A 14,031-nucleotide genomic window follows, 5' to 3' on the forward strand; every position below is an offset into this window, starting at 1 on the left:
CCGCGGGGCTGCGGCGCCCTGCGGACCACGAGGGAGTGACACGTGATCGACAAGACCTGGGCGTCGGCCGAAGAGGCCGTCGCCGACATCCCCGACGGAGCATCGCTCGCCGTCGGCGGCTTCGGGCTCTCCGGCAATCCGATGGGCCTGATCTCGGCGCTGCACGCCCAGGGCACCCACGATCTCTCGATCGTGTCGAACAACTGCGGCGTCGACGACTGGGGCCTCGGGATCCTCCTGAACGACAAGCGGATCCGAAAGATGACGTCGTCGTACGTCGGTGAGAACAAGGAGTTCGAGCGCCAGTTCCTCTCCGGCGAGCTCGAGCTCGAACTGACCCCGCAGGGCACGCTTGCCGAGAAGCTCCGCGCCGGCGGGTCGGGCATCGCCGCGTTCTTCACGCAGACCGGCGTCGGCACGCAGGTGGCCGAAGGCGGCCTGCCCCGCAGATACGACGGCAGCGGCGGCGTCGCGGTCGCGTCGCCCGTCAAGGACGTGCGGACGTTCGAGGTCACCGGATCCCCGAAGGAGTACGTGCTCGAGGAGGCGATCGTCACCGACTACGCCCTGGTGCACGCGAAGAAGGCCGACCGGCACGGCAACCTCGTCTTCAACAAGGCCGCCCGCAACTTCAACCCGCTCGCCGCGATGGCCGGGCGGATCTGCATCGTGCAGGCGGAGGAGGTCGTCAATGCCGGCGTGCTCGACCCCGAGGAGATCCACCTTCCAGGCATCTACGTGCACCGCATCGTGGAGGTCGGACCTGACATCGAGAAGCGCATCGAGCGGCGCACCGTCTCGGTCGCCCAGGCGCTGAGCCGCGACATCCCCGAAGGAGCATGACGATGGCCCTCTCCCGCAACGAGATGGCGGCCCGCGCCGCCCAGGAGCTCGCCGACGGCGCGTACGTCAACCTCGGCATCGGGCTTCCCACGCTCGTTCCCAACTTCGTGCCCGACGGCGTCACCGTCGTGCTCCAGTCCGAGAACGGCATCCTCGGCGTCGGGCCCTACCCGACCGAGGAGAACGTCGACCCGGATCTCATCAACGCGGGCAAGGAGACGGTCACCGTGCTGCCCGGATCGGCGTACTTCGACTCGGCGATGAGCTTCGGCATGATCCGGGGCGGCAAGATCGACGCCGCGATCCTGGGCGCGATGCAGGTGTCGGCGACCGGCGACCTCGCGAACTGGATGATCCCCGGAAAGATGGTCAAGGGCCCGGGTGGCGCCATGGACCTCGTGCACGGCGCCGGACGCGTGATCGTGCTGATGGAGCACGTCGCGAAAGACGGATCGGCGAAGATCGTCGACGAATGCTCGCTGCCCCTCACGGGCCGCGGCGTCGTGGACCGCATCATCACCGATCTCGCGGTGATCGATGTCACCGAGGCCGGCCTCGTGCTCGTTGAGACCGCACCCGGCGTGAGCGTCGACGACGTCATCGCCGCCACCGAACCCGCCCTCATCGTCTCCGAAGAATCGAAGGTCGCATCATGAACCACGACGACATCGTCATCGTCGCCGCCGCGCGCACGCCGCAGGGCCGCCTCAAGGGCCAGCTCGCCTCTCTGACCGCGCCGCAGCTCGGCTCCCTCGCGATCTCGGGGGCGCTCGCCCAGCGCGGCATCCCCGCCGACGCCGTCGACGCCGTGCTGGTCGGTCAGGTGCTCCCGGCCGGGGCGGGTCAGAACCCCGCCCGCCAGGCGGCCATCGGCGCAGGTCTCGGCTGGGACGTGCACGCCGGGTCGGTCAACAAGGTGTGCCTGTCGGGCCTCACGGCCATCATCGACGGTGCGCGGATGCTCGCCCTCGGCGACGCGACGGTCGTCGTCGCCGCCGGCATGGAGTCGATGACCCGCTCGCCGCACCTGCTCATGGGGTCGCGCGACGGCTACGCCTATGGCTCGATCGAGGTGCTCGACCACATGGCCTTCGACGGTCTGACCGACGCCTACGACCGCGAGAGCATGGGAGCGTCCACCGAGCGGCTGAACGGGAAGTTCGAGATCACACGCCAAGCCCAGGACGCCGTGGCGGCCCGCTCCCATCAGCGCGCGGCCGCCGCGCAGACGGCCGGCGTCTTCGACGCGGAGATCGTCGCGGTCGAGATCCCGCAGCGCAAGGGCGACCCCATCGTCGTCACGAAGGACGAGGGCATCCGCCCCGAGACCACCGTCGAGACGCTCGCCGGGCTGCGCGCGGCATTCGCCGAGGGGGGCAGCATCACGGCCGGAAATGCGTCGCCGATCTCCGACGGCGCGTCGGCGGTCGTGCTGACGACGCGCGCGCACGCCGACGAGAAGGGCTGGGACGTGCTCGCCGTCGTCGGGGCATCCGGTCAGGTCGCCGGACCCGACAACTCCCTGCACGCGCAGCCGGCGCGCGCGATCGAGAAGGCCGTCGCCAAGCAGGGCATCGCGGTGTCGGATCTCGACTTCGTGGAGATCAACGAGGCGTTCGGGGCGGTCGTCGCACGGTCGCAGAGCGAGCTGGGTCTGTCGGACGACGTCGTCAACATCCACGGCGGCGGCATAGCGATCGGGCACCCGATCGGGGCATCCGGCAATCGCCTCGTGGTGCACGCCGTGCACGAGCTCCTGCGCCGGGGGAGCGGCACCGCGGCCGTGGCGCTGTGCGGCGGCGGCGGTCAGGGCGATGCGCTCATCCTGACCCGCTGACGCACCCCCCGGGGGTCAGGCGCGGAGGCGCTTCTTCAGGAGCTTCTCCGCGTCGGCGGCGATGGGGGAGTCGCCGGCGACGAGGCGGCCCTTCGACGCGCGGCGGGTGTCGACGATCGCACCGATCGCCAGCGCGAGCGTGATTCCCCAGCTCAGCCAGGCCAGCGCCGTGCGCCACGTGAACGGCTGGTCTTCGCGGAGTCCTCGGAACAGTGTGAGACCGGCGGTGACCGTCGTGAACAGACCCGAGCTGAAGAGGTACTTGCGCATGCGCTCCACGCTACCCCGCCGGGCGGCGGCGGGCACGATCGCGACCCCGCGATAGCCTGGAACGGTCCGCAACGGAACGGGAGCACTGTGTCCAAGGCCGAATTCGTCGTCGTCGCGAACAGACTTCCCGTCGATCGGTCGGGTGACGGCGAGGGCGATGACGCCTGGCGTCGCTCGCCCGGAGGGCTCGTCACCGCGCTCGAGCCCGTCATGCAGTCGGAGGACGGCGCGTGGGTGGGGTGGGCGGGCGGGGCCGACCTGACCCTCGACCCCTTCGAGTTCGACGGGATGCTGCTGGTCCCGGTGCCGCTGTCGGCCGACGAGGTGGAGCTCTACTACGAAGGCATGTCGAACGACACCTTCTGGCCGCTCTACCACGACGTGATCTCCGAGCCGCGCTACCGCCGCGTCTGGTGGGACGCCTACGTCAAGGTCAACCGGCGTTTCGCCGAGGCGGCGGCCGGTGCGGCCGAGCAGGGAGCGACCGTCTGGGTGCAGGACTACCAGCTGCAGCTCGTCCCCGCCATGCTGCGCGAGATCCGCCCCGATCTCACGATCGGCTACTTCCACCACATTCCCTTCCCCGCATACGGGCTGTATTCGCAGCTGCCCTGGCGCCGGCAGGTGCTCGAAGGGCTGCTTGGGGCGGATGTCGTCGGCTTCCAGCGGGTGGCGGATGCCGGCAACTTCGCCCGGGCCGTGCGTCGCGTCTTCCACTACCAGACGAAGGCGACCGGCATCGAGGTTCCCCAGGCCGACGGCACGACCCGTGTGGCGCTGGCCAAGGCCTTCCCCATCTCGATCGACACGGCGTCGTACGTCGAGCTCGCGCAGCGTCCCGACATCCGAGCCCGCGCCGCGGAGATCCGCGAGAGCCTGGGCAACCCTCGGAAGATCCTGCTCGGCGTGGATCGCCTGGACTACACCAAGGGCATCCAGCATCGGCTGAAGGCGTTCGGGGAGCTCCTCGAAGACGGGCGGCTCGCCGTCGAGGACGTCACGCTCGTGCAGGTCGCGAGCCCCAGTCGCGAGCGCGTCGCGGCCTACATCCAGCTCCGCGACGAGATCGAGCTGAAGGTCGGCCGCATCAACGGCGACTACGACACGATGGGCCACACGGCCATCCGGTACCTGCACCAGGGCTTCCCGCGCGAGGAGATGGTCGCGCTGTTCCTGGCCGCCGACGTCATGCTCGTGACGGCGCTGCGCGACGGGATGAATCTGGTGGCGAAGGAGTACGTCGCCACGCGCGCCGACAACCGCGGTGTCCTCGTGCTCAGCGAGTTCGCAGGGGCGGCGGACGAGCTCGCCAGCGCGATCCGCGTGAATCCGCACGACATCGACGGGCTCAAGGACGCCATCATGCGCGCCGTCGAGATGCCGGCGGGCGAACAGGGGCGCCGCATGCGCGCCATGCGACGCAAGGTGATCGAGAACGACGTGGCGGCGTGGTCGAAATCGTTCCTCACCGCCCTGCGGGGAGCGAAGAAGGCCTCCCAGTGAGCGTCGACCCCCTCGGCCGCATCGCCTCGACCGATCGTCTCCTCGTCGCGCTCGACTTCGACGGCACGCTTTCGCCCCTGGTCGACGAGCCGATGTCGGCGCGCATGCTGCCCGTCTCGCGGGCGGCGCTCGACGCGCTCCTCGCCACGCGCGACACGATCGTCGCCCTCGTCTCGGGCAGGAGCCTGAGCGATCTCCGCATCATCGCGGAGCACGACGACGCGTCGCAGGTGCTGCTGGCCGGTTCGCACGGTGCCGAGTACTGGCTGCCGGGGGAGGGCCGCCTCGAACTCGACGACGACCCGGCCGACGTCGCCCTCCGCGACACGCTCCGCACCCACGCGCTCGAGGCCACCCGGGGCATGGCCGGGATCTGGATCGAACCGAAGACATTCGGCTTCGGCGTGCACACTCGAGGGGCGGATGCCGCGACCGCCGCCGCGGCGAACACGGCCGTCGACGCGATCGTGCAGGCGGAGGCTCCGCACTGGCGGCGCCGCGCCGGGCACAGCATCGTCGAATACGCGTTCCGCCACGAAGGCAAGGACACCGGCGTCGCCACCCTGCGCGAGCGGACGGGGGCGACCGCCGTGCTCTTCGCCGGCGACGACACGACCGACGAGGACGCGCTCGAGAGCCTCGGCGCCGGCGACCTCGGCGTGCACGTGGGCGAGGGGCCGAGCGCGGCATCCGTCCTCGTCGCCGACATCCCCGCCATGGCGGCCCTGCTGACCCGTCTTGCGGCCGAGCGCACCGCCGCACAGGAATAGACTGCACCCCATGGCCTACGACCCGATCACCCCCGACACCGCGATCGACATCAAGCCCCGCAGCCGCGTCGTGACGGACGGCATCGAAGCCACGACATCGCGGGGGATGCTGCGAGCCGTGGGCATGGGCGACGAGGACTGGGACAAGCCCCAGATCGGCATCGCGTCCAGCTGGAACGAGATCACGCCGTGCAACCTGAGCCTCGACCGGCTCGCGCAGGGCGCCAAGGAGGGAGTGCACGCCGGCGGCGGGTACCCCCTGCAGTTCGGCACGATCTCGGTGTCGGACGGCATCTCGATGGGCCACGAGGGCATGCACTTCTCCCTCGTCTCGCGCGAGGTCATCGCCGACTCCGTCGAGACCGTCATCATGGCCGAGCGCCTCGACGGCTCGGTGCTCCTCGCGGGCTGCGACAAGTCGATCCCCGGCATGCTGATGGCATCCGCCCGCCTCGACCTGTCGAGCGTCTTCCTGTACGCGGGTTCGATCGCGCCGGGGTGGGTCAAGCTCAGCGACGGCACCGAGAAGGACGTCACGATCATCGACTCGTTCGAGGCCGTGGGCGCGTGCCTGGCGGGCAAGATGAGCGAGGCCGACCTCAAGCGCATCGAGTGCGCCATCGCCCCCGGCGAAGGTGCCTGCGGCGGCATGTACACCGCGAACACGATGGCCTCCGTCGCCGAGGCCCTGGGCCTCAGCCTCCCGGGCTCGGCAGCTCCGCCGTCGGCCGACCGCCGCCGCGACTATTTCGCGCACCGCTCCGGCGAAGCCGTGGTCAACCTGCTCCGTCAGGGCATCACGACGCGCGACATCCTCACCAAGGAGGCGTTCGAGAACGCGATCGCCCTCGCGATGGCCCTGGGCGGCTCGACGAACGTCGTGCTCCACCTCCTCGCGATCGCCAACGAGGCCGAAGTCGAGCTCACGCTGCACGACTTCAACCGCATCGGTGACAAGGTCCCGCACGTCGCCGACATGAAGCCGTTCGGCAAGTACGTCATGAACGACGTCGATCGCCACGGCGGCATCCCCGTCATCATGAAGGCGATGCTCGACGAGGGCCTGCTGCACGGGGACGCCCTCACCGTGACGGGGAAGACCCTCGCGGAGAACCTCGCCGACCTGAACCCCGACCCGGTCGACGGCACCGTCATCCACACGTTCGACGACCCGATCCACAAGAGCGGCGGCATCACGATCCTCCACGGCTCGATCGCGCCCGAGGGCGCGGTCGTGAAGTCGGCCGGATTCGACGCCGACGTCTTCGAGGGCCCCGCCCGCGTCTTCGAGCGAGAGCGCGCGGCCATGGATGCCCTGGAGGCCGGAGAGATCACCGCCGGCGACGTCGTCGTCATCCGCTACGAGGGCCCCAAGGGCGGTCCCGGGATGCGCGAGATGCTCGCCATCACGGCCGCCATCAAGGGAGCCGGCCTCGGAAAAGATGTACTACTCTTGACGGACGGACGATTCTCAGGCGGCACAACCGGCCTGTGCATCGGCCATATAGCACCCGAAGCGGTGGACGCAGGTCCCATCGCCTTCGTGCGCGATGGTGATCTGATACGGGTCGATATCGCAGCTCGCACTCTCGACCTACTCGTCGACGAGGCTGAGCTGAGCTCCCGCCGTGACGGCTGGGAGCCCCTTCCTCCGCGCTATACCCGTGGCGTCCTTGCCAAATACTCCCGTCTCGTGCGCTCCGCTGCAGAGGGCGCCGTCACGGGATAGCTCCACCTTCGCTCGGTGGTCGAGAGCCGGCGCAGTCGCGCATCTCAGCCCCGAATCGACACTTCGAGGATCATCACCATGCCCTCCGATTCCGCAACGGCCGTTCCGCGGCCGCCTGCCCGCTCCGCCTCCGCGCCCGTGCTCTCCGGTGCGCAGGCCGTCGTCCGCTCGCTCGAGCTGCTCGGCGTGACGGATGTCTTCGGCCTGCCCGGCGGGGCGATCCTGCCGGTCTACGACCCGCTCATGGACTCCACCGAGCTGCGCCACATCCTGGTGCGCCACGAGCAAGGCGCCGGTCACGCCGCCGAGGGTTACGCGTCCGCGTCGAACAAGGTCGGCGTCGCGATCGCGACCTCGGGCCCGGGCGCCACGAACCTGGTCACGGCCATCGCCGACGCCTACATGGACTCGGTTCCGATCGTGTGCATCACGGGTCAGGTCTTCTCGACCCTGATGGGGACGGATGCCTTCCAGGAGGCCGACATCGTGGGCATCACGATGCCGATCACGAAGCACTCGTTCCTCGTGAAGGACGCCTCCGAGATCCCCGGCGCGATCGCCGCCGCGTTCGAGATCGCCGGCACCGGGCGACCGGGTCCCGTGCTCGTCGACATCACGAAGGACGCGCAGCAGGCCGAGGTGCCGTTCGTCTGGCCGCCGAAGATCGACCTTCCCGGCTACCGCCCGGTCACCAAGGCGCACGGCAAGCAGATCCAGGCGGCCGCCCAGCTCCTCGCCTCGGCGAAGAAGCCCGTGCTGTACGTCGGCGGCGGCGTGATCCGCGCCCGTGCCTCGGAAGAGCTCAAGGTGCTCGCCGAGACCACCGGCATCCCCGTCGTCACGACGCTCATGGCGCGCGGCGCGTTCCCCGACTCCCACGCGCAGCACCTGGGCATGCCCGGCATGCACGGCACGGTGCCCGCCGTGCTGGCGCTCCAGGAGGCAGACCTGCTCGTCTCGCTCGGCGCGCGGTTCGATGACCGCGTGACCGGCAAGGCGGCGCTGTTCGCTCCGAACGCGAAGGTCGTGCACGTCGACATCGACCCCGCCGAGATCTCCAAGATCCGCACCGCCGATGTGCCCATCGTCGGCGATCTGCGCGACGTTCTCGTCGACCTCGACGCCGCGTATCGCGGGGCGATCGAAGACACCACGCCCGACATCGGCGAATGGTGGTCGTTCCTCGACGGACTCCGTGACGAGTTCCCGCTCGGCTACTCGCAGCCCACCGACGGCCTCATGTCGCCGCAGTACGTCATCTCGCGCATCGGCGAGCTCACCGGCCCCGAGGGCATCTTCGCCGCGGGCGTCGGACAGCACCAGATGTGGGCGGCCCAGTTCATCAAGTACGAGCGCCCCAACGCGTGGCTCAACTCGGGCGGCGCGGGCACGATGGGCTACTCGGTGCCCGCCGCGATGGGCGCCAAGGTCGCCGAGCCCGAGCGTCACGTGTGGGCGATCGACGGCGACGGCTGCTTCCAGATGACCAATCAGGAGCTCGCCACCTGCGCGATCAACAACATCCCGATCAAGGTCGCGATCATCAACAACTCCTCGCTCGGCATGGTGCGCCAGTGGCAGACGCTGTTCTACGACGGCCGCTACTCGAACACGAACCTGAACACGGGGCACGGCACCGTGCGCATCCCCGACTTCGTGAAGCTCTCGGAGGCGTACGGCTGCCTCGCGATCCGCGTCGAGAAGGAGGAGGACGTGGATGCCGCCATCCGCCTCGCCCTCGAGACGAACGACCGTCCCGTCGTGATCGACTTCGTGGTGAGCGCCGACGCGATGGTGTGGCCGATGGTGCCGCAGGGCGTCAGCAACAGCTACGTCCAGTACGCGCGCGACCACGCGCCGGCGTTCGAGCAGGAGGACTGACATGTCGTCTCACGTGCTGAGCCTCCTCGTGGAGGACAAGCCGGGTCTGCTGACCCGCGTCGCGGGCCTCTTCGCCCGTCGCGGCTTCAACATCGAGTCGCTCGCGGTCGGACCCACCGAGGTGCCGGGTCTCTCGCGCATCACGGTCGTCGTCGACGTCGACCAGCTCCCGCTCGAGCAGGTGACGAAGCAACTCAACAAGCTCATCAACGTCATCAAGATCGTCGAGCTCGACCCCGCGGCATCCGTCCAGCGCGAGCACATGCTCGTCAAGGTGCGCGCCGACAACCAGACGCGCTCCAACGTGATCGAGGTCGTGAACCTCTTCCGCGCGTCCGTCGTCGACTACGCCACCGATGCGCTCGTCGTCGAGGTGACCGGCGACAAGGGCAAGGTCGACGCCTTCCTGCGCGCGCTCGAGCCGTTCGGCGTGAAGGAGCTCGCCCAGTCGGGTCTGCTCGCGATCGGCCGCGGCGGCAAGTCCATCACCGAACGCGTCCTGCGGGGCTGACCGAGAACCTCCGGTCCTGAGCTCGCGCGAGCGCCGGGACCGACCACGACCCCTCGACAGGCTCGGGGACCGAACCAACGCAAGGAGAAACACGAACCATGGCTGAACTTTTCTACGACGACGACGCCGATCTCGCCCTCATCCAGAGCAAGAAGGTCGCGATCGTCGGCTACGGCTCGCAGGGTCACGCACACGCGCAGAACCTGCGCGACTCGGGCGTCGAGGTCGTCATCGCGCTCAAGGAGGGCTCGAAGTCCACGGCCAAGGCCGAGGAGGACGGCTTCGAGGTCAAGTCCGTCGCGGATGCCGCCGAATGGGCCGACCTGATCATGATCCTCGCGCCGGACCAGCACCAGCGGAAGATCTACTCCGAAGAGATCGCCCCGCACCTCGCGGCCGGCAAGACGCTCGCTTTCGCGCACGGCTTCAACATCCGCTTCGGCTACATCGAGGCGCCCGAGGGCGTCGACGTCATCCTCGTCGCACCGAAGGCTCCCGGTCACACCGTGCGTCGCGAGTTCGTCGCCGGCCGCGGCATCCCCGACATCATCGCCGTCGAGCGCGACGCCTCGGGCAACGCCTGGGCGACCGCCCTCGCGTACGCCAAGGGCATCGGCGGAACGCGTGCGGGCGTCATCAAGACGACCTTCACCGAGGAGACCGAGACCGACCTCTTCGGCGAGCAGGCCGTGCTGTGCGGCGGTGTGTCGCAGCTCGTCCAGTACGGGTTCGAGACGCTGACGGAGGCCGGGTACCAGCCGCAGATCGCGTACTTCGAGGTGCTCCACGAGCTCAAGCTCATCGTCGACCTCATGTGGGAGGGCGGCATCGCCAAGCAGCGCTGGTCGGTCTCCGACACCGCGGAGTACGGCGACTACGTCTCGGGTCCGCGTGTCATCGACCCGCGCGTCAAGGAGAACATGTCGGCCGTGCTCGCCGACATCCAGTCCGGGGCGTTCGCGGAGCGCTTCATCGGCGACCAGGACAACGGCGCCGTCGAGTTCCTCGAGCTGCGCGAGAAGGCGGCGAAGCACCCGATCGAAGAGGTCGGCCGCGACCTGCGCGCGCTCTTCGCGTGGAAGCAGCAGGACGAGGGATACGTCGAGGGCTCGGCCGCGCGCTGATCCTCGCCCCGAACGGGTGCCGCGGCATCCGTCCACCATGCTCTCGGCGTCATCCGCCGAGTCCGGCTTGAATGAGCCACGGAAGCCCGACCCTTACAAGGGGTCGGGCTTTCGGCGTTCGCGGGCGCAGTATCGTGTCAGCATGTCGTCACCCTCGGCCGTCGAGATCGCCGTTCAGGATGCCGCGGGAGCCCGCGTGGCGATCGCGCAGGGAGCCGCGCGGCTGGAGCTGTGCCAGGCGCTGGAGGTGGGCGGCCTGACCCCGTCGCTCGGGCTGCTGGAGGCGGTGTTCGCCGCCGTCGATCCGGCGCGCGTGAACGTGCTCGTGCGCCCGCGCGGAGGAGGGTTCGTGTACTCCGACGAGGAGATCGACGTCGCCTGCGCCGACATCCGTGCGTGCGTCGCCCGCGGAGCCGGGGGAGTGGTGGTCGGCACGCTGACGGCGTCCGGTCTGCTCGATCGCGACGTGCTGAGACGCTGGCAGGATGCCGCAGGGTCTGCGACCGTGGTGTTCCACCGGGCGATCGACGCCTCGGCCGATCCGCTCGCGGTGTTCGACGCCCTCGTCGAGGAGGGCGTCGGCCGGGTGCTCACCTCGGGCGGGGCGGCCCGGTCGATCGACGGCATCCCCACCCTGACGGCGTTCGTGGGGCGCGCGGGAGATGCGATCGAGGTCATGGCGGGCGGCGGTGTGCGCGTGGAGGACATCGCGGCGCTGCGTCGTGCGGGTGTGCGGGCCGTCCATCTGTCGGCGCGCGCGCGGGCGGGGACCGACAGCCCGAGCGGGCCCGGCGGCGGCGCCGAGGGGCACGACGAGACGAGCGCCGACATCGTCGCGGCCGCCGTGGCGGCGGCGCGCGGCTGAACGGACGGGCGGTGCCCGTCGCCGGGATACGCTGAACCCGTGACTCCGGGACGCGACGACGACGCATTGAGCTGGGATGGTGACGACGATCCGACGCTGGATGTCGGAGCGGCTCCCGAGGCCGAGGCCCCGCCCGTCGACGAGCCCGAGCCCGTGTCGGCTTCCCCGGCGTCTGTCGAGCCCGAGCCGGCTGCGCTCCCGGACGGCTTCCAGGCCGTCGGACCCGGCAGCGAGACCGTGGGTCGCATCGCGCCCGACGGCACCGTCACGATGCCCGACGAGCAGGCGCCGATGGGCAATGCGATGCTCGTCGCGCTCGGCGTGTTCGGCGGTGTCTACCTGCTGTTCACCCTCGGGTGGATCCTCTCGGCCGGACGGCTGGAGTTCTTCTCGATCCTCGCCGAGGTTCCCCGCGTCGCGTTCGTCGTCGGCCTCGTGCTCGCCGCCGCCGCCCCGGCGCTGTGGTTCGTCACCGCGTTCGTCCTGACACGCGGACGACCGGCCTGGATGCGGATCGTGTGGCTGGCCGCCGGCGCCGTCCTGCTCCTGCCCTGGCCGTTCCTCATGCTGGGGGTGATGGGACAGTGAGCGAGACCACACGCGCATCCGCGGACCCGAAGATGCCGACTCCGGTCGTGGCGACGATCGCGGGATTCTTCGGGCTCTTCTACGCCTACGCGGTGTGGAGCGCGGTCGCCCTGGCCGTCGTCCGGGCGAACGACATCCTGGGGCTCAACGCGCTGGGCTGGATCATCATGATCTTCGGCGTCGTGTTCCCGATCCTCGCGTTCGCCGTCGCCTTCGCCGTGGGATGGCGCCGCACCGCGTGGCAGTTCGCCCTCGTCCTGCTCTCGGGGCTGGCGCTGTCGGCGGTGTTCTGGCTCACCGTCATCGCCTACTCGGCGACGAGCTCCTCGATCTACGGCAGCTGAGCGTCATACGTTCCGGGCAGGGCATGAGCGCCCGGTAGGCTGAATTCCGCCCCGCCCCCATGGAGTGCGGCGTGGCATCCCATCCCTTCGTCGCGTTCCGCGACCGCCCCAAAGGTCTGCCGCCGTGTCCAAGCCCGTCGTGCTCATCGCCGAAGAACTCTCTCCCGCCACCATCGACGCCCTCGGGCCGGATTTCGAGATCCGCCACGTCGACGGCGCCGACCGCGCCGCGCTGCTGCCGGCGCTGGCCGAGGCCCACGCGGTGCTCGTGCGCTCGGCCACGAAGATGGACGCCGAGGCCATCGCGGCCGCTCCCGTCCTGAAGGTCATCGCGCGCGCGGGCGTCGGCCTCGACAACGTCGACATCAAGACGGCGACCACGGCCGGTGTCATGGTCGTCAACGCGCCGACGTCGAACATCATCTCCGCCGCCGAGCTGACGGTGGGGCACATCCTCTCGCTCGCGCGCCGCATCCCGGCCGCGCACGCGTCTCTCGCCGCCGGTGCCTGGAAGCGCAGCTCGTTCACGGGCACGGAGCTGTTCGAGAAGACCGTCGGCATCATCGGCCTCGGGCGCATCGGCGCGCTCATCGCGGCACGACTGCAGGCCTTCGACATGCGCGTCGTCGCCTACGACCCCTACGTCACCAGCGCCCGCGCGCAGCAGCTCGGCGTGCAGCTCCTCTCGCTCGACGAGCTCATCGAGCAGAGCGACTTCATCACGATCCACATGCCCAAGACCCCCGAGACCACCGGCATGATCGGTGCCGAGGCGTTCGCCCGCATGAAGCCGACGGCCTACGTGGTCAACGTGGCCCGCGGCGGACTCATCGACGAGGAGGCGCTGTACACGGCGCTCACCACGAACGAGATCGCCGGCGCCGGGCTCGACGTCTTCACGAGCGAGCCGCCGAAGCCCGACGGCACGGCGTTCCCGCTGCTCGACCTGCCGAACGTCGTCGTCACGCCGCACCTCGGCGCGTCGACCGAAGAGGCGCAGGAGAAGGCAGGCGTCTCCGTCGCCAAGTCGGTGCGTCTCGCCCTGGGCGGTGAACTCGTGCCGGATGCCGTCAACGTCGCCGGCGGAGTCATCGACCCGTACGTGCGCCCCGGCATCCCCCTCGTCGAGAAGCTCGGCCAGATCTTCGCCGCCCTCGCCCACTCGCCGCTCACGTCGCTCGACGTCGAGGTGCACGGCGAGCTGCAGGCGTACGACGTCTCCGTGCTCAAGCTCGCTGCGCTCAAGGGCGTCTTCACGAACATCGTGAGCGAGACGGTGTCGTACGTCAATGCGCCGCTGCTCGCCGAACAGCGCGGCGTCGAGGTGCGCCTGCTCGTCGACGACGACAGCCCCGAATACCGCAACGTCATCACCCTGCGGGGCGCGCTGTCCGACGGCTCGCAGCTGTCGGTGTCGGGCACGCTGACCGGCACGAAGCAGATCGAGAAGCTCGTCGGCATCAACGACTACGCCGTCGAGCTTCCGATCGAGAAGCACCACCTCGTGATGCTGTACACCGATCGCCCCGGAATCGTCGCGGTCTACGGTCAGAAGTTCGGCGAGGCGGGCATCAACATCGCGGGCATGCAGATCGCGCGCCGCGCGGCCGGCGCCCAGGCGCTCTCGGTGCTCACCGTCGACTCTCCGGTCGGCGACGAGCTGCTCGAGGAAGTGCGCTCGGCGATCCACGCCGACCTGTTCCAGCAGATCGAGATCACCGAGTCCTGATGCGCCGACGCCCGTCGGGGGTTCGCACGCTGTCGCG

14 protein-coding genes are annotated in these 14,031 nt (G+C 69.7%); 13 read left to right on the forward strand and 1 reads right to left on the reverse strand.

The window, feature by feature from the left end:
* The first annotated feature begins 42 nt into the window (after positions 1–42).
* From B0B14_RS05395 to B0B14_RS05405, 3 genes are read left to right on the forward strand one after another with little or no spacing between them, the layout of a single operon-like run.
* Positions 43–843 carry a CoA transferase subunit A gene (locus B0B14_RS05395; protein WP_076680440.1) on the forward strand — a complete coding sequence of 267 codons (801 nt, stop codon included), beginning with the start codon at positions 43–45 and terminating at the stop codon, positions 841–843.
* A 2-nt stretch (positions 844–845) separates the two neighbouring features.
* Complete coding sequence (locus tag B0B14_RS05400) at positions 846–1,499, forward strand: CoA transferase subunit B (protein WP_179085271.1); 654 nt, start codon at positions 846–848, stop codon at positions 1,497–1,499.
* Entirely contained in the window at positions 1,496–2,680 is a 1,185-nt protein-coding gene (locus tag B0B14_RS05405; RefSeq protein WP_076680441.1) for an acetyl-CoA C-acetyltransferase, read from the forward strand. Before B0B14_RS05400 ends, B0B14_RS05405 begins: the two co-directional genes overlap by 4 nt.
* Positions 2,681–2,695: 15 nt before the next feature.
* Here B0B14_RS05405 and B0B14_RS05410 read toward each other — a convergent pair whose 3' ends face one another.
* A complete protein-coding gene (locus tag B0B14_RS05410; protein WP_076680442.1) occupies positions 2,696–2,950 on the reverse strand; it encodes a cytochrome c-type biogenesis protein in 255 nt (84 codons plus the stop codon).
* 87 nt (positions 2,951–3,037) lie between these two features.
* Between B0B14_RS05410 and B0B14_RS05415 the strand changes: the two genes are divergently transcribed.
* From B0B14_RS05415 to serA, 10 genes are all read left to right on the forward strand, one after another.
* Positions 3,038–4,453, forward strand: coding sequence for an alpha,alpha-trehalose-phosphate synthase (UDP-forming) (locus B0B14_RS05415; RefSeq protein ID WP_083710357.1), 1,416 nt, complete (start codon positions 3,038–3,040; stop codon positions 4,451–4,453).
* Positions 4,450–5,223, forward strand: a complete 774-nt coding sequence (gene otsB / locus B0B14_RS05420) for a trehalose-phosphatase (RefSeq protein ID WP_076680444.1) — start codon at positions 4,450–4,452, stop codon at positions 5,221–5,223. The genes B0B14_RS05415 and otsB overlap by 4 nt, the downstream gene beginning before the upstream one ends.
* Before the next feature lie 10 nt (positions 5,224–5,233).
* Positions 5,234–6,952 carry a dihydroxy-acid dehydratase gene (ilvD, locus tag B0B14_RS05425; protein WP_076680445.1) on the forward strand — a complete coding sequence of 573 codons (1,719 nt, stop codon included), beginning with the start codon at positions 5,234–5,236 and terminating at the stop codon, positions 6,950–6,952.
* 78 nt (positions 6,953–7,030) lie between these two features.
* The gene (locus tag B0B14_RS05430) at positions 7,031–8,833 is read left to right on the forward strand and encodes an acetolactate synthase large subunit (RefSeq protein WP_076680446.1); all 1,803 of its coding nucleotides are present in this window, start codon (positions 7,031–7,033) and stop codon (positions 8,831–8,833) included.
* Between the two features lies 1 nt (position 8,834).
* On the forward strand, positions 8,835–9,344 hold the full coding sequence (ilvN, locus tag B0B14_RS05435) for an acetolactate synthase small subunit (protein WP_076680447.1): 510 nt from the start codon (positions 8,835–8,837) through the stop codon (positions 9,342–9,344).
* Between the two features lie 98 nt (positions 9,345–9,442).
* Positions 9,443–10,468 (forward strand): ketol-acid reductoisomerase, encoded by a 1,026-nt coding sequence (gene ilvC, locus B0B14_RS05440; protein WP_076680448.1) that lies wholly within the window; start codon positions 9,443–9,445, stop codon positions 10,466–10,468.
* A 142-nt stretch (positions 10,469–10,610) separates the two neighbouring features.
* On the forward strand, positions 10,611–11,333 hold the full coding sequence (locus B0B14_RS05445) for a copper homeostasis protein CutC (RefSeq protein WP_076680449.1): 723 nt from the start codon (positions 10,611–10,613) through the stop codon (positions 11,331–11,333).
* Between the two features lie 39 nt (positions 11,334–11,372).
* Entirely contained in the window at positions 11,373–11,921 is a 549-nt protein-coding gene (locus B0B14_RS05450; protein ID WP_076680450.1) for a DNA polymerase III subunit gamma/tau, read from the forward strand.
* Positions 11,918–12,265 carry a bacitracin resistance protein gene (locus tag B0B14_RS05455; RefSeq protein WP_256714270.1) on the forward strand — a complete coding sequence of 116 codons (348 nt, stop codon included), beginning with the start codon at positions 11,918–11,920 and terminating at the stop codon, positions 12,263–12,265. Before B0B14_RS05450 ends, B0B14_RS05455 begins: the two co-directional genes overlap by 4 nt.
* Before the next feature lie 124 nt (positions 12,266–12,389).
* Positions 12,390–13,994 (forward strand): phosphoglycerate dehydrogenase, encoded by a 1,605-nt coding sequence (serA, locus tag B0B14_RS05460; RefSeq protein ID WP_076680451.1) that lies wholly within the window; start codon positions 12,390–12,392, stop codon positions 13,992–13,994.
* The last annotated feature ends 37 nt before the right edge of the window (positions 13,995–14,031 follow it).

The organism is Microbacterium sp. RU33B, from assembly GCF_900155915.1.
In the GTDB taxonomy this organism is placed as follows: Bacteria; Actinomycetota; Actinomycetes; order Actinomycetales; family Microbacteriaceae; genus Microbacterium.